The 17,829-nt window shown below is 70.3% G+C and carries 15 protein-coding genes; 10 read left to right on the forward strand and 5 right to left on the reverse strand.

The features are described 5' to 3' along the window. The first annotated feature begins 492 nt into the window (after positions 1 to 492). The 9 genes from WME95_RS00835 to WME95_RS00875 all read left to right on the forward strand — a co-directional run bounded on the left by WME95_RS00835 (position 493) and on the right by WME95_RS00875 (position 11,192). Positions 493 to 1,521, forward strand: coding sequence for a hypothetical protein (locus WME95_RS00835; RefSeq protein WP_437906496.1), 1,029 nt, complete (start codon positions 493 to 495; stop codon positions 1,519 to 1,521). Beyond that, a complete protein-coding gene (locus tag WME95_RS00840; protein WP_437906497.1) occupies positions 1,518 to 2,570 on the forward strand; it encodes a hypothetical protein in 1,053 nt (350 codons plus the stop codon). Before WME95_RS00835 ends, WME95_RS00840 begins: the two co-directional genes overlap by 4 nt. Continuing rightward, positions 2,567 to 2,830, forward strand: a complete 264-nt coding sequence (locus WME95_RS00845) for an acyl carrier protein (RefSeq protein WP_437906498.1) — start codon at positions 2,567 to 2,569, stop codon at positions 2,828 to 2,830. The genes WME95_RS00840 and WME95_RS00845 overlap by 4 nt, the downstream gene beginning before the upstream one ends. 2 nt (positions 2,831 to 2,832) lie before the next feature. After that, entirely contained in the window at positions 2,833 to 4,518 is a 1,686-nt protein-coding gene (locus tag WME95_RS00850) for a B12-binding domain-containing radical SAM protein (RefSeq protein ID WP_437906499.1), read from the forward strand. A gap of 79 nt (positions 4,519 to 4,597) precedes the next feature. Continuing rightward, complete coding sequence (locus WME95_RS00855; RefSeq protein ID WP_437906500.1) at positions 4,598 to 5,434, forward strand: alpha/beta fold hydrolase; 837 nt, start codon at positions 4,598 to 4,600, stop codon at positions 5,432 to 5,434. Between the two features lie 8 nt (positions 5,435 to 5,442). Then, positions 5,443 to 7,140, forward strand: coding sequence for an AMP-binding protein (locus tag WME95_RS00860; protein WP_437906501.1), 1,698 nt, complete (start codon positions 5,443 to 5,445; stop codon positions 7,138 to 7,140). 157 nt (positions 7,141 to 7,297) lie between these two features. Next, positions 7,298 to 8,449 (forward strand): acyl-CoA dehydrogenase family protein, encoded by a 1,152-nt coding sequence (locus WME95_RS00865; RefSeq protein WP_437906502.1) that lies wholly within the window; start codon positions 7,298 to 7,300, stop codon positions 8,447 to 8,449. Positions 8,450 to 8,505: 56 nt separating this feature from the next. Next, the gene (locus WME95_RS00870; RefSeq protein ID WP_437906503.1) at positions 8,506 to 8,940 is read left to right on the forward strand and encodes a PaaI family thioesterase; all 435 of its coding nucleotides are present in this window, start codon (positions 8,506 to 8,508) and stop codon (positions 8,938 to 8,940) included. Between the two features lie 284 nt (positions 8,941 to 9,224). Further along, positions 9,225 to 11,192 carry a hypothetical protein gene (locus WME95_RS00875; protein WP_437906504.1) on the forward strand — a complete coding sequence of 656 codons (1,968 nt, stop codon included), beginning with the start codon at positions 9,225 to 9,227 and terminating at the stop codon, positions 11,190 to 11,192. A 129-nt stretch (positions 11,193 to 11,321) separates the two neighbouring features. On the opposite strand, the gene WME95_RS00880 is transcribed toward WME95_RS00875, so the two are convergent. From WME95_RS00880 to WME95_RS00900, 5 genes are all read right to left on the reverse strand, one after another. After that, positions 11,322 to 12,089, reverse strand: coding sequence for a thaumatin family protein (locus WME95_RS00880; protein WP_437906505.1), 768 nt, complete (start codon positions 12,087 to 12,089; stop codon positions 11,322 to 11,324). 128 nt (positions 12,090 to 12,217) lie between these two features. Then, on the reverse strand, positions 12,218 to 13,123 hold the full coding sequence (locus tag WME95_RS00885) for a hypothetical protein (protein ID WP_437906506.1): 906 nt from the start codon (positions 13,121 to 13,123) through the stop codon (positions 12,218 to 12,220). Positions 13,124 to 13,369: 246 nt separating this feature from the next. Continuing rightward, a complete protein-coding gene (locus WME95_RS00890) occupies positions 13,370 to 14,041 on the reverse strand; it encodes a lamin tail domain-containing protein (protein WP_437906507.1) in 672 nt (223 codons plus the stop codon). A 140-nt stretch (positions 14,042 to 14,181) separates the two neighbouring features. Beyond that, positions 14,182 to 15,606: a M20 family metallopeptidase gene (locus tag WME95_RS00895; RefSeq protein WP_437548676.1), complete on the reverse strand. Its 1,425-nt coding sequence runs from the start codon at positions 15,604 to 15,606 to the stop codon at positions 14,182 to 14,184. 209 nt (positions 15,607 to 15,815) lie between these two features. Beyond that, positions 15,816 to 17,078 (reverse strand): alpha/beta hydrolase family protein, encoded by a 1,263-nt coding sequence (locus WME95_RS00900; protein WP_437906508.1) that lies wholly within the window; start codon positions 17,076 to 17,078, stop codon positions 15,816 to 15,818. Between the two features lie 205 nt (positions 17,079 to 17,283). Here WME95_RS00900 and WME95_RS00905 point away from each other — a divergent pair, with 205 nt between their 5' ends. After that, positions 17,284 to 17,805 (forward strand): GNAT family N-acetyltransferase, encoded by a 522-nt coding sequence (locus tag WME95_RS00905; protein WP_437906509.1) that lies wholly within the window; start codon positions 17,284 to 17,286, stop codon positions 17,803 to 17,805. Positions 17,806 to 17,829: the final 24 nt, after the last annotated feature.

The following is a 17,829-nucleotide window of genomic DNA, read 5'->3' on the forward strand; positions in this document are numbered from 1 at the left end:
ACCATTTCCGCCCCAGCGTTGCGCGCGGACCCTGACACCGATTTCATAATACGAGTACAGGCTGATGCGGCCGTTCGGGTGCCATTCACGGCAGGGGTCGTGTACCCGCCTACGGCGTCGTGGAGCTCCAATCGAAGCTGTCCGGAAGGGGGCGACGCGCGGAGCGGCGGATTCACTTTGCCGTCACGATACCATTGCAGTCCGCCAATCTCTCCCGCCTGTGCATCCTCATCGAAGGCCACGCCGCTCAAGAGAGGCGCGACCCCGAAGGCGCGGCGACGGCTGATCGAGATCTCCGGAAAGGGCGATTCATGCCGCGCCTGAACTGACGGCGTCACAGTCGCGAAACAAAGTGTCCAGTGTGAAATTTTATGTTCGGTATTGTGCTCGATAGAAGTGTGAGTTCGGGTGCACGTGAGGCTTGACAGGTCGACGAAGCTTTGAAAGCCTCGCTTTCGTTCAAGCGTAGAGACGAGTACGCCTGGAGGTCATGTGCAACCTCTTATCGGTGTTTTGTCGAGCTACACGCTCGATCCGGTCGACGCTCTCCATGCGCCGACCGTCGTAGGGCTCATCGACGGACTGTGCCGGTGCGGACGGAAGCAGGGCAGGGACTATGATCTCGTGGCGGTCCACTCCAACGCGCTTGAGGATCTCGAGGCTGCGCTGCGGAGATGGCTCCGCGAGGGGGTCGACCTCTTGTTCTCGGGGGGCACGCCGGCTTGCGCAGTGATCCGCAAGATCCTCTCGGAATCGGGCCAGCACAAGCCGGTCGTCTACTACGGCGCCCACCCCATCGATGGAGAGCACGAGGTCGCGTTGCGGGACTGCCTCCGCCCGGACACCGTTTGTGTTCGCATCGAGCTGCCCTTGACGTATACGCCGCGCAATTTCTCGATATTGCGGCGGCTCTTTCCCGAGCTCCGCAAGGTTCACATCCCGTTCGCCCGCAACACGGCGTTCTGCCATCGCGAGATGGCGGAGCGCTACGATAGGTTCGTGGCCGCCCACGGCCCGCACGGATGGATACAGGGCGACGAGGTCGGCTTCGCCTCCCTGCGGAACCTCTCATGGATCATCGACGCCGATTATGCGGAGCACCCGTTGACGACCGCCGCCGGGCTCCGCGAGGCCCTGCGGGCGATCCCGGCGCGCTCGCCGGAGGAGCCGGTCCATGACGTGATCGTCGCCTTCAATGATACCTACCACATCGCCGGCGCTCCCCGCGTCCTGCTCGACCACTCGAAGCAGGACAACGTCCCCGTGGTGTGGGTCAACAACCCCACCATGCCTGCGGCCGGCGCGGTCGCGGATTTCTGTAACCCCTTCATGCGGGTCGCTCAGCACGCGGCCCGTTATGTCGAGGAGTTTCTCTCCGGCCGCTGGGAGGAAGGGAGACAGACGCTGGAGTGGAGCCACGACACCCATTTCTCCATGAACCGCGCGCGGCTGCTCGAACTCGGCGTCCCGCCGAAGACCATCGAGGGCTCGGCTCGTTTCTTCCATGAGATCGTGGGATGAGCAGGGTCCTCGTCCTCAGCTCCTACGGCGTGGGCGCCGGCGTGGGTGTCCATTACCCGCCGGTGCAGGAGTTCGAGCGGGAGCTCGCCCGCCTGGGGGCCGGCGCGGACGTGGTCGTCCACCACGCGCGCAGCTTGCAGGCGCACGCAGGCTTCCTGAAGCGTCTCTCCGTCGACCCGGCGCTCGTCTACGCCTGCGGCTCCTCCGTCATGGAGGTCGCGGCCCGCGCCCTCGACGAGCGCGGGGGGCCCGGCGTGCCCATCGTCTACTGGGGATCGCACATCGAGGACTGCGGCGAGCTCGTGAACCCCCGCCCGAGCGCGCCCTGGATCTCGGGCGTCGAGGTGCCGATGCCGCTCTACCGCTCGCACCGGCATTTCCGGCTGCTCAAGCGGCTGTTCCCCAATCTGGAGCAGGTGCACTGCACCTTCTCGATGGACAGCGCCTTCATCCAGGGGGCGCGGAGAGCGCGCTACGAGCGCGCGCTCTCGCGTGAGCGAGGAGACGCCTGGATCCCTTCGGGCTCGGAGCTCTCGGCTTTCCCGGGCCTCAGGCGGCTCGGCGAGCTCATCGATGTCGCCGTCTTCGAGCACCCCTGCGCAGATCCCGAGCGCGCCGCGCAGGCCGCGCGCGCGATCCCGCCGGCCGCGCGCCGCGCGCCGGAAGCGGTCCGCGCCTGTTTGATCAGCTGTATCGACTGCCTCCACATCGACGGCGCTGTCGAGCAGATGGCGCGCGCCGCGTCCGAGTCCGGGGTGCCGTTCATCGGACTCAACTTCGGCGCGTTTCTGCCGCAGCACGGGCCCCTCCTGTCCTTCGAGAGCGATCTTCTCGGCGCGAGCCGCCTCGCCGCCCGCATCGCGCACGACATCCTGCAGCGGGCACGCCGGCCGGATCGAGGGCGCATCGCCTCGTACGACCGGTTCGTCCTCCGCCTGCACCCGGCGCTGGCCGCAGTGTGGGGGCTACGGCTGTCCGACAGGGAGCAGGCGTGGCTTCTGAAGTCCTTCGGTCGCACCCTCGCGAGCATCCATGAGGAGACACCATGAGCCAGGATCTCGAGCTGTTGATCAGGTCACTCTTCGCCAGAATCCAGAAGGTCCCCGCAGAGACGGTGGACATGAACGCCGATATTTTCCAGGTCTACGGGGTCGACAGCTTGCGGGCCGTCAAGCTACTGAGCACGTTGGAGGTCGAGCTCGAGATCGAGCTGCCGAGCGAGCAGGCGGGGAATCTTCGCTCGCTCAACGACGTGCTACGTTGCGTCCAAAGTGCTCAAGCCGAGGAGGCGCGGCGCGCTGCGAGCTAGACATGAAGAAGCGCATCCTCTTCACCACCATCTTCCGGCCGTTCTCCAAGCCGGGGAAGTACAACCTGCCCGGCGACGAGAAGTTCCTCGACTACTTCTCCAACCGTCTGACCCGCGAGCCCGGGTTGTTTGTACTTCATGACAACCACCCGACCGTGGCGCCGCACCTCATCGCCGCCAACGTCGACGCCGACGTCACTGTCCTGGAGACACCCACGATCGAGGAGTTCAAGGAGGAGCTCAGGAGGGGCTACGACATCGTGGCGATCACCTTCCTGACGCTGCACTTCCCGAAGCTCATGCACATGGTCGCCTGGGCGCGCAAGCTCGCGCCCGAGGCGAAGATCGTCATCGGCGGCTTCGGCACTGCGCTCTACGATCTCGAGCGCCTCGAGGTGGACGGCGTCTGCCAGGAGGAAGGGATCGGCTATATGCGTAAGTTCCTCGGGCAGAGCCTCCAGGATCCGGTCGAGCACCCGATCATCACCTTCGACATCGGGTTGCGCGTCGGAGTCCAGCACCCCGGGCTGCCGAGGAAGCGCGTCGGCATCCTGGTGAACGGCTTCGGGTGCCCCCACGCCTGCGAGTTCTGCTCGACGTCGGCCTATTTTGGCAGGAAGCACGTCCCGCTGCTCGGCTCCGGTCAAGCGCTCCTCGACACCATGGTGCGCTACGAGCGCGAGGCCGGGGTCAAGGACTTCATCATCTACGAGGAGGACTTCTATCTCTACAAACGTCACATCAACGACTTCGTCGCCGCCGCGCGCGGCCATGGGACGCTCTTCTCCTACGGGTGCTACGCGACCATCAAGGCGCTGAGCCAGTTCGACATCGAGGAGCTGGTCGACAGCGGGCTCTCGCACGTGTGGATCGGCGTGGAGTCGACCGACTCGCCCTTCAACAAGAGCATGGGACGGCCCATCCGGGAGGTGTTCGAGGAGCTGCAGCACTACGGCGTGACGACAACCGGATCCATCATCGCCGGACTCGATCATCACAGGCGTGACAACCTGCACGGGGAGTTCGAGCACCTCGCTTCGCTCTTCCCCTCGACCGTCCAGATCTCGAACCTGATCGCCGGCCCCGGGACGCCGCTCCGCGAGCGGCTGGCGCAGGAGAACCGCCTGGTCGTCGATCAGCTCCTGATCGACTCCCACCTCTATAGCGACCAGGTCGTCCACCCGGAGTTCGGCCGCGGCGAGCTGCGAGAGCTCATCTTCCAGGGGTACGATTACATCTATGAGACCATCGGCCCGGCCGTCTATCGGATGATGAGGACCTGGCTGGAGGGATCGCGCAACCTGCGGCGCTCCCACCGCGAGCGGCTGCGCGCGCGTGGCGAGTTGCTCGCCCGACGCGCGGCGGCCTTCCGCCCGCTGTTCCTCGACACCTTCGAGTACCTGCCGAATGACGCCGTCCGGAAGGCGGTGGAGGGATGCCTGGCCGAGATGGAGGCCGACGTGGGCCCGCCGGACGAGCAGGCCCTCGCCACCGCTCGCCTCCTCCGGGAGGCGTTCGACAGCGAGATGCAGCGGCTGGAGAGGGAAGGGCCGCATGTCTACGAGCCGCCGACGCGGACGAGCCTGTACGCAGGGCGCGGGGGCACCTTCGCCTCCCCCGAGGTGCCTGTGATGCCCACCATCCCACGACCCTTCGACGTGAACGTGGAGCGGCTCCGCCGCGCCTGAGCGACCGATGCCTGCCCGCCCCACCCCGCCGATCACGCGGCGCGTAGCGGCGAGGCGGCCCGCGGGAGAAAGACCCCCGATGCCCTCACTCGAACTGCCGAGCGGCGTTTGCCTCGACTATGATGTGTCCGGTCGCGGCGCGCCCATCGTCCTCATCCCAGGCTTGGGTAACCGCCGCTTCATATGGCTGGAGATCATCCTGGCGCTCGAGGAGCGTTACCGGGTCTACGCCTGCGATCTCCGGGGCCACGCGGGCAAAGCGGCGAGCGGTAAGTTCACCATCCCCGATCTCGCCGAGGACATTGCCCTGTTCATGAAGGCGCTCGGGATCGATGGCGCGGTCGTCATGGGCCACTCCCAGGGCGGCTTCGTCGCGCTGGAGCTCGCGCTCGCGCACCCGTCCCTGGTGCGCGCCCTGGTCCTCGCGGCGAGCGCTTCGTACACGGACGAATACGGCAGGACTCTGCTCCGGCACTGGCGCTCGCTCGCCGAGAAGGGCGATCCGCAGCTCCTGATCGACGAGCTGTTCCTCTGGAACTTCTCGCCGCACTTCTGCAACGAGCGCACGCGGGAGATGAAGAGGCTGAAGTCGATGATCCGAAAGGAGGCGTTCGACGCCGCGGCGTTCGTCCAGCACACCATCGCCTGCGAGACCCACGAGACGCGGAGCCGCCTCGCCGCCATCGAGGTGCCCACGCTCCTCCTGGGCGGGGACGCCGATATTGTGATGACCCTGCGGCACAATCGCGTGCTGCGCGACCTGATACCGCGGAGCGAGATCGTGACGCTGCCGGAGGTCGGTCACCAGCTGGTGGCCGAGTCGCCTGCCGCGGCGCTGCCGCCGATCACCGCATTCCTCGACAGGATCGCCGCGGCCCCGGCGGAGCCGCGGCAGGCGGCGCGCGAGGGCGCATGAGCGCGCGAATGGAGGACACGGTCGTCGATTGCCTGCGGAGGACGGCGGAGCGATCCCCGGAGAACGGCGTCACGGTCTACGACGCGCGGGGCGACAAGGCGGAGGAGAAGTATCCGGAGCTGCTCCGCCGCGCGCAGCGTTTCGCGTTCGGGCTCCGGAGACGTGGCCTCGCCGCGGGCCAGCGGATAGGTCTCTACCTGCCCTCGTCCGTCGAGTTCTTCGTGGCCTATTTCGGCGCCTTGATGGCGCGGCTCGTCCCGGTGTCGCTGCCGGTGCCGGCCTTCGGGCGCGGGCTCAGCCGGCGCGAGGCGCAGCGCTTCGCCGCCATCGTCGAGGACGCGCGGCTCGCGTGCCTGATCGACGGCGCCGGCCTCGATGGGAAGCGTATTGTCCCCGAGGAGCAGCCCCGCTGCACTTTCGCGGCCGTGGCCGAGCTCGGCGAGGGCGCCGGCGGGGAGCTCCAGCGGGAGCGGCTCGACGATCCGGCGTTGATCCAATACACGTCGGGAAGCACCTCGTCCCCGCGGGGCGTCGTGCTCTCGGAGCAGAACATCAGCGTCAACGTCCAGCTGATCGCCCATCTCGTGGACATGAACCCGCGGGACACGATCGATCTCTGGATCCCGCTCTTCCACGATATGGGGCTGATGGGCTCGCTCGCCACGATCGCGAGCGGAGCCAACCTCCGGGTGTGCTCACCGTCGGTCTTTCTCATGGATCCGCTCGGCTGGCTCCTCCGTTTCGCCGCTCGCGGGGCCACGATCAACCCGTCTCCGAACTTCTTTTATCGCTTGCTCGTCGATGAGTACGACCCCGAGCGGGCGCGCGATCTGGATCTCCGCCGGTGGCGGGTCGCGTTCAACGGCGCGGAGATGGTCCGGCCCGCGGACGTCGAGCGCTTTCAACAGGTCTATGGCCCGCACGGGTTCCCGGCGACGACCATGTTTCCCGTCTACGGACTGGCCGAGGCGACGCTGGCGCTGACGTTCCCGCCGCTCGGCGCGTCGCGCGTCGTCCAGGGCGCAGAGGTATTCGGTCCGGACTGCGCACCGCGTTTCCGGCAGCGGCCGTTCATGTCCGTCGGCGTGCCGCTGCCGGGGCACGAGATCACGCTGCGGCGCCCGCCCGAGACGGAGCAGTGCTGGGAGCTGCCGCCCCAGGTGGGCGAGATCCTGGCCAGAGGGCCATGCATCATGCAGGGCTACACCGATTCCGCGGGCTCGAGCCCGAGCCAGCCTTTCGTGGACGGCTGGCTGCGGACGCGCGACCTGGGCTTTGTCCACGACGGGCACCTCTACATCTGCGGCCGCATGGACGAGGTCATCATCGTGCGCGGCGCGAATTACTTCCCCGAGGACATCGAGGCGTTCGTCGAGCAGAGCGGCCTCTTCGAGGGCGCGGAGATCACCGCGAAGGCGGCGTTCCGGCTCGATGGGATCTCGCCGGACGGGGTGGGGCTCGCCATCGAGGTGAAGCGCGCGCCGGACGGGGTGGAGGAGAGGGCCCGTCGGCTCGAAGGGGAGCTCTTGCGGCAGCTCGGCTTCCGCGTGCGGGTGATCGTCCTCGGGCAGCGCGCGGTGCCTCGCACGACAAGCGGCAAGCTCAAGCGGCTGGCCCTGGCCGCGATGCTCGCGCAAGGCGAGCTCTCGGAGAAGATCGTCGCCGCGGCCGGGGCCATCGAGCTGCCAGGCTCGCCGGCGGGCTAGGCCACGCGGCCGTCGCTGAGCCCGAGAAATCGGACCACGGCGGCGTTGAGGATACATATGGAATGAAAACATCTGCGCCCCCTGCCTCCCTGTGGTTATCTCCCTAGCCCTCACACCATCCGGCGAGGAAGCGATGCGCGAAGCGATGATACGAGATGTGCGGCCCGAGCTGTGGGAGGCGCTGCGGCCGGTGTACGAGGATCGCGGGCGGCTCTGGGCGCAGATGTGCCGCGGCGAGTTTGCCGAACCGATCTGGACGGCGCTGACCCGCGCCGGCGCCTTCGGCGCGATCCTCGATGAGGCGCCCGCGGAGGCGCCCCGCGGTCTGTCCTATGCGGCGCTGGCGATGCGCGCGCTCGGCGAGGCCGGCTTCCTTGCCCTCTTCCCGGCGCTCACAATCGCGGGCTCTGCCTGCATCCTCCGGCACGGGTCGCCCGCCTTGCGCGCGGAGCTGCTGCCCGAGGTCGCCGCGGGCGCGCGCCGCATCTGCTTCGGCGTCACGGAGTCGCGCGCCGGTTTCAACGTCCTGGAGATCGACACCGTTGCTCGCGCGGACGGCGAGGAGTACCTGCTCTCCGGGGAGAAGAGCTACGTCTCGGGCTTCGACGTCGCCCACGAGATGCTCGTCATCGCGCGCACGCGCCCGCTCGAGGACGTCGTCCGCGCCGGGCTCCCGCGAGCAGCGGGCATTTCGCTCTTCCTCGTCCCCACCGGCAGCGATGGCCTGGAGAGCGAGGTGCTGCCGATCCGGGGGGAGTGCCTCGTCCACCCGCACCGCGTCGCGATGCGCAACGTCCGCGTCCCGCGCGATCGGCTCGTCGGCGCACCAGATCAGGGCTTCTCTGCCCTGGTCGCGGGGTTCAACATCGAGCGGATCCTCATCGCGTCGGTGATGCTCGGCGCGGCGCACCACTGCCTCGCGGTCGCGGTCGAACGTGCCCGCGGCCGCAAGGTCTTCGGTGATCGGCCGATCGGCGCCTACCAGGCGATCCAGCATCCACTCGCCGACGTGAGGATCCGACTCGAAGCGGTGGAACTGCTCATCGACAGGGCGGTGCGCGCGCTCTCGGAGGGCGCGCCGGCGAAGGAAGCGGAGTTTCTGGCGAACTCGGCCAAGTACCTGGCCTCCGACACCGGCCTGGCTGCCGTCGACTGCGCCATCCAGGCCCTGGGAGGGCTGGGGTTCGACGAGCGTCACGGCATCATCCAGATGTGGGACGCGATGCGCCTGCTCAAGCTCTCGCCGATCAGCAACGAGCTCATCCTGAACCGCGTCGGTGAGCAGATCCTCTCGCTGCCGCGCACGTGAGCCGCGCGGCGCCCTGCCGCTTTCGCTGTCGCCGCTCTTGGAGCATGCTCCCGGCCATGCCCAATGCAGATCATTACCGCCGCCTCGAGCGGATGTTCGCTTCGGCCCCGGTGTCGCAATGGCAAGGCGCCTCAGCCGAGGTCAGCGAGCGTCGCGCCGTCGTGACGATCCCGGTGAAGCAGGAGTTCTTTCACGCCGCCCAGGCGGTGCACGGCTCTCTTTACTTCCGTGCGCTCGACGACGCGGCCTTCTTCGCGGTGAACTCGGCGGTCGAAGACGTCTTCGTCCTCACCGTCTCGTTCACCATTTACTTCACGCGCCCGATCACCGGCGGCGCGCTGCGCGCGGAAGGCCGGCTGACGCATTCGTCGTCGCGTCTTTACATCGCCGAGTCGACGCTTGTGAACGACGAGGGAAAGCTGCTCGGCCAGGGCAGCGGCACCTTCATGAAGAGCACGATTCCGCTGAGGGACGCGCTCGGCTATGTCTGACCACGCGCCGAGATCGAGCGCGTAAACCTGCTCCGCGCGGCGCCAGATCCCCGACCAGCGGTGCGCCTTTCCACCGCGCCTGCGACACTCCGCCGAGCTCCACAACCCATACGCGGGCGCTGTGCCGCCGACCGCCTTCTTCCCCCTGGGCGAGGCCCGCCTGTTTCGCGGCTGGATCGAGGCGCTGTCCGCGCCTGGTCGCGCCCGACGGCCCCGATGACCTGTCCAATGTGACCGCCGTCCCGCGCCGCGCGCTGCCGCGCGCGTCGGTGTAGCCTGGCGGCATGCGCGCCCACCGCCTCCGTCACGCCCTCGCCCTCGTTGCGCTGGCGGCCGGCGCCGGCATCGCCGGGTGCTCGTGGTGGCCGTCCGAGCGCCCCTCCGTGTCACGCCAGGACGTCGCGAGGGCGGGGGTGCAACCGCCGGCCCCGTCGCCCTCCGGCGCGGCCGCGGGCGAGCCGGCGCCCGGCGCTGCGCCGCAGGAAAACGCGCCGCCGGGGCGGCCTCTGCTGCTCATCACGGATCCCGCGGTGCTCGCCGAGCTCGAGGCCGCGGGCCTCGACTTCGGCTCGGTGCTCACCGGGGCGTCGCGCGCGCCGGCCTCGCTCTCCGCGCTGTTCCGGACCGCGGCGCTCGCCTCGGTCGCGCGCGTGCTCGCCGACGACCTGCGGCAGGTCCAGCGCGCCGATCCGAGGAGCGGGACCAGCGTCGCCCGCCACGCTCACCGCCTCTTCGACGAGCGGTGGCTCTCCGCAGAGAGCGCCCGCTTCGAGCTCATCGGCGTGGTGAACCGGATGGATCGCCGCCCGTTCGACGCCTCCGCCTGTGGAGAGACCCGCCTCGTGTACCGGCTCGCTTACGCCGCGGAGGCCCCGGCCGGAGCGAGTTCGCGCCTCCCGATGACCGCGTCGTTCGAGCTGCTCGCGCCCGCCGGCGACGCCCTCTCGTGCCGCCGGCTCGCGCAGGCCTGGTCGCGCGCCGGCGCGCTCTCCGGGCCGGATCTCGTCCGCTTTCTCACCTCGCCCGAGGGCCCGCTCGCCCCGGGCGCCGCCCATCGCGCGCACCTCGCGCGGCTCGTCGTGAACCTGCAGAGCGTCCGCTGGCCCTCCACCGTGCGCCCGGACCTCGGCGGGCACGCGGAGTACGTGCTCCGCGCCTTCCGCTGGGACGCCCGCGCCGGGCGCTACGCGCCGCTCGCCCTCGAGAACACCCCCGACGTCGCCCGGCTCTCGCGCGACCCGGCGCGGCGCGAGCGGCTGCGCGCGTGGCTATCGGCCCCCGAGAACCTCGCGCGCCTCGACGAGGGGACCGCGCTCCTGCCCGAGGAGTTCCTCGCCACGAAGGCGCTGTCGGCGACGCCCCACGGGCTCGCGCGCCGCGCCAACCGGCCCTTTCGTGTCCTGTTCGAGCCCCGCGACTTCGCAGGCGTCGACTTCGGCGGCCTCTCGCGTGTCCGCTCGCCGGAGGGGCTGCTCCGGCGGCTCGACCAGATGACCTGCCCCGGGTGCCACCAGAGCGGGTCCGTCGCCGGCTTCCACCTGCTCGGGCAGGAGCCGCCCGGCCGCGTCCACGACGCGCTGTTCACCGTCGAGTCCGCGCACCTCGCGGGCGATCTCCCGCGCCGGCGGGCGGTGGTCGAGGCCATCGCTCGGGGCGCCGCCCCGGACGACGAGGTGCCGTATCCCGAGCGAGGCGACGGCGCGCGCGGCGGGTACGGCGCGCGCTGCGGGCTGGGCGACCCGAGCTTCGCGGCCTGGGCCTGCGCGGAAGGGCTCGTGTGCTCCGCGTACGACGCGCCCCAGGAGGACCGCGCGACCGTCGGCGTCTGCCTGCCGGCGGCGCCGGAGGTCGGCGATCCGTGCCAGGTCGGCGCCGTCGTCCCCCACGCCGACCCGCACCGCGATCGCGCCGCGGCGGCGCAGCCCGGGGCGTGCCCGCTCGCGGCGGTGTGCAACACGAGCCCCGTCGGGTTCCCCGGCGGCATGTGCACGAGCAGCTGTGTCGCGCTCCCGGAGGAGGGCGTCTGCGGCGCCATCGCGGTGCTCGACCCGTTCAACCGCTGCCTCGCCCGCGGGACGGTGTTCACCGAGTGCCTGAGCCGCCACGTCACGCCCGCGGGCCTGCGGCGCTGCTCGAGCGAGGCGCCCTGCCGCGAGGACTACGTGTGCGCCAGGACGAGCTCGGGCGAGGGCGCCTGCATCCCGCCGTACTTCCTGTTCCAGCTCCGGGTCGACGGCCACGCGGTGCCGTGACCCGCCCGGCGCCCCGCGGCGAGCACGTATTCGCCGGCCTCTGGATCACCCTCTGAGCGGCCTTTCGGGTGCCAATCCGCGGTGCGCCGGCCCTGACGTGCAGGTGCAGCACGGATGTGAGGGAGCACGTCAGGGGCAAAACACGATGTCGTAGTCTTCCCCGGCGCAGGCGGCCATCGACTCCTGATCATCGCCGGACCACGAATACGCGTCCTTGCATTGCTCTTCGAAGTACGCGGCCACGGGGTTCGCGGGATCGTCCCGGTCAGGGCTCACGCAGGAGATCGTCGCGCCGCCCGCGTCCTTGTAGCGACCCACCTCAGGGCACGCTGCGAGCAGGCTCGTCGGGCACGACAGCGTCCGGCAGTCCGGCAGGCCGACGGGCACGATCGCCATCGGGAGGTTGTGCGCGTCCACGTGGCTGATGTTGTACCAATCGAAGTCGTTGAAATCGGTGTTGAGGGTCATCTCGGCCAGCGTGTGTCGGCCGCCGCCGGGGTCCGACCCGGCGTATGCCCAGTAGCGCAGGGACGACAGCGGCTCCTCGCTGGTGCCCACGTCGCGGCACGCGAACTGCCCCGGGCCGAGCTCCCCACCGTCGATGAGGCTCCCCAGGAACTGGAGCGGCTGGTCGCACTTGTTGACGAAGGCCAGGGTGGACTTCCCGTCACCGGGGGTGCGGCAGTCGACCTCGCCCGGAGTGACGGGCGGCTGGCCTGTCGACGCGCTGCTGGCTTCGCTCGACGAGGCTCCGCCGCTCGCGCTGGACGCGGAGCTGACCGAGGTGGATCCGCCGCCCGTCGCGCCGGAGGACGTGTCCTGCTCGGGGGACGCGCAGCCGGCATCGAGCAGCGCCATGGCGAGCAGCGCGGCCGCAGCCTTCCTGTGTTGCGACATGAGGGTCCTCCTTGCGGACTCGGTGGTGGAAGGAGGATGAGGATACCGAAAGCCTCGTACACCGAGAAGCCGTGTCCTCATCGGGCCGCGAGCAACGACCAGCGCGGACTCGGCACCTCGGGTGCCATTCAGGGCGCCTGGCAGGACACGCGGTGGATCGGCTCCTCTTTCCCTTCACCGACCGTCACGTAGTCCCATCCACCGGGAACCCACGTGATCGCCTCGGCCTGCTCCTCGTCGGGCGACGGCAGCACGCAGGGCGGTTCGGCCAGCGCCTGCGCCACCGTCTGATCCGGTGTCATGGGGTAGTAGAACACGTGGGATGAGGTGCGCAGCAGCACGCCCGTGCCGTCCGGGTGGACGTCGCCGCTGGTGAAGCGCGCGCTCCCGGCGGGCGGCTCGATGGAGCCCGTCCGGACGAGCGTCGCCGGCGCGCCGGCGGCGGGCAGCGCAGGCAGCTCGTAGACGCTCGAGGTGCCCTTGTTGACCTTCGTCACGATGGTGAGCGCTCCGGTGGCGGGGTGGATGAGCAGCGTCTCCGCGTCGTGGTCTCCGTCGGGGTACGAGAGCACGAACACCTCGGCGGTCGAGGCGAGCGGCCCTCCTCCGAGCGTGTCCGGCTCCGGCACGCCGTAGATCGTGGTGCTGTCGCGCTCGCCGTCGTTGTCGCCGATGTCCGCGAGGAAGAGGCAGCTGCCCACGCCCGAACGGCAGGGTCCGCGCGCGATGTCCTCCCAGTCGACCGCGGCCGCGCCGGCCACGGTCACCTCGGCCCGGAGCGCGCCGCCGAACCCGATCGCGAAGAACCGGGGGTCATCGCCGTGGTCGTTGTGAACATAGAGCGTGTCCGGGTGCAGCCCGCTGGCGATGACACCGGAGCACTCGTCGATGTCGCCCGGCGGGAGCGCGCCGATTCGCGCGGCCCCGGTGCAACGAGGGCAGCCCGTCTCCCGCACCTGCGGTGGATCCGAGCCCCCGCAAGCCGACAGGAGCAGCGAGAGCGCGAGCGCCGGCGCCGCAGAGCGCCGTGCCAAGGCGCCTGGCGCAGGCCCTCCATTCGGACGGGGCGCCCGGAGTCGGCGCGGTGGCAGCAGCGGAGCGCGAAGGATCTCGAGTGCAGACGTCGGTGACATGAGCATCGCGGTTCAGTGACGTTTTCGCACGCTTCGCTCTGCTCGGCACGGCCGCTCGGCATGGCGGGATAGCCGTCGATGGCCGACGAGGCCTGGGAGGAGCCGCGGCTCAGCCGGAGCGCCAGGGGGCCGCGGCTCCGCTGGGCGTCAGGGCGCCGCGTTCTCCGCCCCGGGGGTCGGCGCCGTGGTCGCGCCGTCGCCGGTCAGGTCGGGCAACCTGCCCCACGTCTCTCCATCGGCTGCCGCCTCGATCGGGTACTCGAGCTGGGCGAGCACCTCGTCGCTCTCGGAGATGAGGTAGACGGTCTCGCCCCTGGAGGCGCTCACCTTCCAGGTCGCATAGAAGCAGCTGCTCGGTCCGCCGTCCGGCAGGCACGCGGTGTGGGGCCCAGGGCCGTCCTCGGGCAGCTGGTCGCCGAGGATGAGCAGGTACGCTCCCGGGGCGAGCTGCGTGCCTTCGGGGAACCTGAGGGCGTCGGCCGTGTTGCACTCCCCGCTCTCGTCGGAGTCGCACAGGCCGAGCCCGCCGAGGTCGGCCGAGCCCGGGCCCGGGTTGCCGAGCTCGATCCAGTCGCCGCCCTTGGCCGAGATCTCGTTCACCACGACGGTCGTCGTCGCGGTCCCGCCGCCCGTCCCCCCTTGACCGTCGCCGCCTGCGCCGCTCGAGCTCGAGCTCGAGCTCTGGGAGGTGGTGGTCGCGCCCGCGCCGCCCGCGCCGCCCGTGCCCGGCGTGCCCGTGTCCCCGGGCTCTTCGCTCGAACCGCAGCCTCCCGCGCAGAGCGCAGCGAGGCAGAGCGCGGCATATCGAAATTGTCCCATCACGATGTTCTCCTCGGCCCCAGCACACGGCGATCCCGGCGGTGTGTCAACGGTGTGTCGACGGGCGGCGCGCGCGGGCTCCCGTTTGCGACCGCCCCCGCCGTGGACGCGCGCGTCTGCACGGCGCGCCGCCGCGCCCCTCAGCGCGCGCGTGCCCCGTGGTCCGCGATCACGCTCGCCACGCAGCAGGTCAGCTTCTTCCCCATGCCGAGGTGCAGGAACTCGTTCGGACCGTGCGCGTTCGATTGCGGTCCGAGTACGCCGGTGATCAGGAACTGCGCCTCCGGGAACTTCTCTCCCAGCATCGCCATGAACGGGATCGTCCCGCCCTCGCCGATCCCCATCGCCGGCCGGTCGAAGAACGTCTTCGACGCCTTGCGCACCGCCGCCTCGAGCCAGGGCGCCGTCGCCGGCGCGTCCCACCCGGCCGACGGCTCGCTCACGTGGAACCGGACCTCCGCGCCGTAAGGCGGGTCCTTCTCCAGGGCCTCCTTCAGGGCCGCCGCCGCCTTCCTCGGGTCGAGGCGGGGCGGCAGGCGCATCGAGAGCTTCGCCCTCGTGAACGGGCGCAGCACGTTGCCCGCGCCCGCGATGGGCGGCAGGCCGTCGGCGCCCGTCACCGAGAGCGCGGGGCGCCAGGTGCGGTTCAGGAGGAGCTCCGCCGTGTCGCCGGTCACCGGGCACGCGCCCTTCACCCACGGCAGCTCGCACACGACCGACTCGCCCAGCACGTCGGCCGCGGCCCGCGCCTGCGCCGCGCGCTCCTCCGGGATCTGCACGTGCAGCGCGTCCACGAGGACGCGCCCGGTCCGCTCGTCCTCGATGCGCGACAGGAGCTGCCGCAGGATCCGGAAGCTCGAGGGCACCACGCCGCTGCCCACGCCCGAGTGGACGCCCTCGCGCAGGATGTTCACGTCGAGCGTGCCCTGGAGCAGCCCGCGGAGCGACGTCGTGGTCCAGAGCTGGTCGTAGTTGCCGCAGCCGGAGTCGAGGCACACGACGAGGCTCGGCTTGCCGATGCGCCCCGCGAGCGCGTCGATGTAGGCCGGCAGGTCCGGGCTGCCGCTCTCCTCGCAGCCCTCGATGAGGATCACGCAGCGCGCGTGCGGGATCCCCTGCTCGTGCAGGAGGCGCAGCGCCGCGAGCGACGCGAAGGCCGAGTACCCGTCGTCGGCGCCGCCGCGGCCGTAGAGCTTGTCGCCCTCGCGCACGGGCTCCCAGGGGCCGAGCCCCTCGCGCCACCCCGTCATCTCGGGCTGCTTGTCGAGGTGCCCGTAGAGCAGCACCGTGTCGTCGCGCGTGCCCGGCACCTCCATCAGGATCACCGGCGTGCGGTTCCCGATGCGCACCACCTCCACCGTGAGCCCGGGGATCGGCTGCGCCTCGCACCAGGCCGCGATGAGCGACGCCGCCCTGTCCATGTGGCCGTTCTCGCGCCAGGCAGGGTCGAAGGCGGGCGACTTGTTGGGGATGCGGATGTAGTCGTGCAGCGCGGGGACGATCTCCTGCTCCCAGCAGCGCTCGCAGGACGCGACGGCTTCACGCTCGTTGAGCTTCGTCAGCATGAACCTCTCCAGGGGCTTGAGGACGGCGGCGATCTCCGGGGATCGACTCTACAGCGCCCACGACGTGGGTGTACCGCGGACATGGGGGGTTGACATCTTCGACGTTCCAGAGCGCCCAGGCGAGCGGGCGCGGGGCCGGCGAGCGGGCGCGGGGCCGCGACGGGCGGGCGCGGCGCATGGACGGGCGGGCTCAGCAGGCTCTTTCGGTGTCAGGGCCGCTTCTCGAAGGTCACTTCCGGGTACTCCGGTGAGGGGCCGCCGAGCAGCGGGGCCGCTTCGCCGCGCACGTGCGCCTGGACGAAGGCGCGCGTGTACGCGTTCGTGATCTCGACCGCGCGGGCCGGATCGAGCGTGCCGAGCAGCTCCGGGAGGACGCCTTCGCCAAGGAAGTGCTCGACGACGATCGGCAGGTCCGAGAACGTGAGGTGGGCGGCGTCTTCGACCCGCGCCCGGTAGCCTTGGCCGTTCAGCGCGTTGTAGGTCTCGTCGATGCTCGGATCGTCGGGGTGGTCCGCCGCGAGCATGATGAAGAAGGGCTGCGCGAGGCCCCTGCCGCCGGCGCCGTCCTGCGGCCCGAAGAGCCTGCCGTCGATGTCGAGGCCGGCGTCGAAGCGGTCGTCGCGGGCGCATACCTCGGCGGCCATCGCGCCGCCGTAGGAGTGGCCGAGCACGCCGATCCGCTCGAGGTCGAGCCGGCCCGTAAGCAGGCCGCCCGGGTCGTCCTGCGCGGCGGCTGTGAGCTCGTCGAGCACGAAGAGCGCGTCGTCGGCCCAGACCGCGACGTGCTCGCCCATCGCCTGAGTAAAGGCCTCGATCTCCTCCTCCGACGCGTCCATCGTCGGCGTCAGGACGACCGAGCCGAAGGGCACGGCGCGGCCGTCGGGGAACACCGTGAGCTCGGTGTCGTAGGTGTGGCTGATGGCGGCCACCACGAAGCCGTGGCTCGCCAGGTCCTCGAGGAGGCTCGTGTAGTCGGCGCGGAGCATCCCGAACCCGTGCGAGAAGAGGAGCACCGGGTGGGGCGCGCCGCCCCCGGCGACCGGCACGCCCACGCGCGCGTGCGTGAGGATGCGCGCCTCGAAGCCGTCCTCGGCCGGGAGGCCGCCGGTCGTGCGCCGGCTGTCGCCTTCCTCCGGCGACAGGTACGGCGCGATCTGCCCTGTGCCGCAGGGATCGGCCGGGTAGAAGAGCTGCACCATGAGCTCCCGGCGGTCGTCGGGATCTTCCGTCGCCTCTTCTCCACGCGCGCTGTCGGTGAGGGCGCGGATCTGCGTGCCGACCGGGTGCGGGCCGGTCGGGCGGGGCAGCTCGAGGACGCCGTCGGCAGGCGCCTCGTCGCCCCAGCCGGTGCAGACCGGATCGCCCTCGTGCGGAGGCAAGGCCTCGTCATCGGCGCAGCCGGCGACGAGCGTGGAGACGGAGACGGCTGCGAGCAGGCAGAGGGCGTGTCGAGAGACGTCGCTGTAGAGCATGCGCGCATCGTTCTCACGCCCTGGCCAAGACCGGCGCGGCGAGCACGATCGTGGCGCGGAAGGACCGCGCTCGGCAGATGCAAGGCTCGGCCTGACAGAATCCGCAGACCCCTGTAGTATCGGTTACGTGCGGGCAGCTCTGGAGGCGTGGCGCGGCCGAGGCGCGGCGCCATGCGGACCAAGACAGCGGAGCGGGTGAACGAACATGGAAGAGCTCGAAGAAATAGCCCTTGCCAGGAGTGAAGACGCGCACGACATCCTTCCGTTGATGGTCGCCTTCAACGAGGCCGAGGGCATCCCCTGGAGGCCCGAGGCCATGATTCCCGCTCTGCACCGTGTGCTCAACGACAAGGACCTCGGGCTGATCCTGGTTGCGCGTGTCGGCGCGCGTCGCCCCCTCGTCGGTTATAGCCTGGCCACGTTCGGGTATGATCTTGAGTTCGCGGGGCGTGATGCCTTCGTGACAGAAATCTTCGTGGAGCCTGGGTCACGACGGCGGGGCCTCGGGCGGACCCTGCTGGAATCGACCGTACAACACCTGCGGGAGCGCAGCGTGAACGCCGTCCATCTCATGGTGCGACCGGACAATCAGCGAGCGATCGCTTTGTATGAGGGGCAGGGGTTCAACGTCTCGCCGCGGATCATGATGACCAGGGAGCTGACCCCTCTGACCGACGACGCAGTTCAACAAGGTGTTCCATCGGGCAGCGCTTCGCGCCCCCGCTGAGCGCCAGATCATTCGCCGGAGCCT

Origin of the sequence: Sorangium sp. So ce327 (assembly GCF_051530205.1) — a bacterium.
Taxonomy (GTDB): Bacteria; Myxococcota_A; Polyangia; order Polyangiales; family Polyangiaceae; genus Sorangium; species Sorangium cellulosum_B.

Excerpts from the sequence above, each read along its gene's own strand:
- WME95_RS00840 (WP_437906497.1), top strand. The coding sequence starts at position 1,518 with ATGAGCAGGGTCCTCGTCCTCAGCTCCTACGGCGTGGGCGCCGGCGTG.
- WME95_RS00895 (WP_437548676.1), bottom strand. The coding sequence starts at position 15,606 with ATGCTGACGAAGCTCAACGAGCGTGAAGCCGTCGCGTCCTGCGAGCGC.
- WME95_RS00870 (WP_437906503.1), top strand. The coding sequence starts at position 8,506 with ATGCCCAATGCAGATCATTACCGCCGCCTCGAGCGGATGTTCGCTTCG.
- WME95_RS00890 (WP_437906507.1), bottom strand. The coding sequence starts at position 14,041 with ATGGGACAATTTCGATATGCCGCGCTCTGCCTCGCTGCGCTCTGCGCG.
- WME95_RS00875 (WP_437906504.1), top strand. The coding sequence starts at position 9,225 with ATGCGCGCCCACCGCCTCCGTCACGCCCTCGCCCTCGTTGCGCTGGCG.
- WME95_RS00855 (WP_437906500.1), top strand. The coding sequence starts at position 4,598 with ATGCCCTCACTCGAACTGCCGAGCGGCGTTTGCCTCGACTATGATGTG.
- WME95_RS00845 (WP_437906498.1), top strand. The coding sequence starts at position 2,567 with ATGAGCCAGGATCTCGAGCTGTTGATCAGGTCACTCTTCGCCAGAATC.
- WME95_RS00850 (WP_437906499.1), top strand. The coding sequence starts at position 2,833 with ATGAAGAAGCGCATCCTCTTCACCACCATCTTCCGGCCGTTCTCCAAG.
- WME95_RS00900 (WP_437906508.1), bottom strand. The coding sequence starts at position 17,078 with ATGCTCTACAGCGACGTCTCTCGACACGCCCTCTGCCTGCTCGCAGCC.
- WME95_RS00880 (WP_437906505.1), bottom strand. The coding sequence starts at position 12,089 with ATGTCGCAACACAGGAAGGCTGCGGCCGCGCTGCTCGCCATGGCGCTG.
- WME95_RS00860 (WP_437906501.1), top strand. The coding sequence starts at position 5,443 with ATGGAGGACACGGTCGTCGATTGCCTGCGGAGGACGGCGGAGCGATCC.
- WME95_RS00905 (WP_437906509.1), top strand. The coding sequence starts at position 17,284 with ATGGAAGAGCTCGAAGAAATAGCCCTTGCCAGGAGTGAAGACGCGCAC.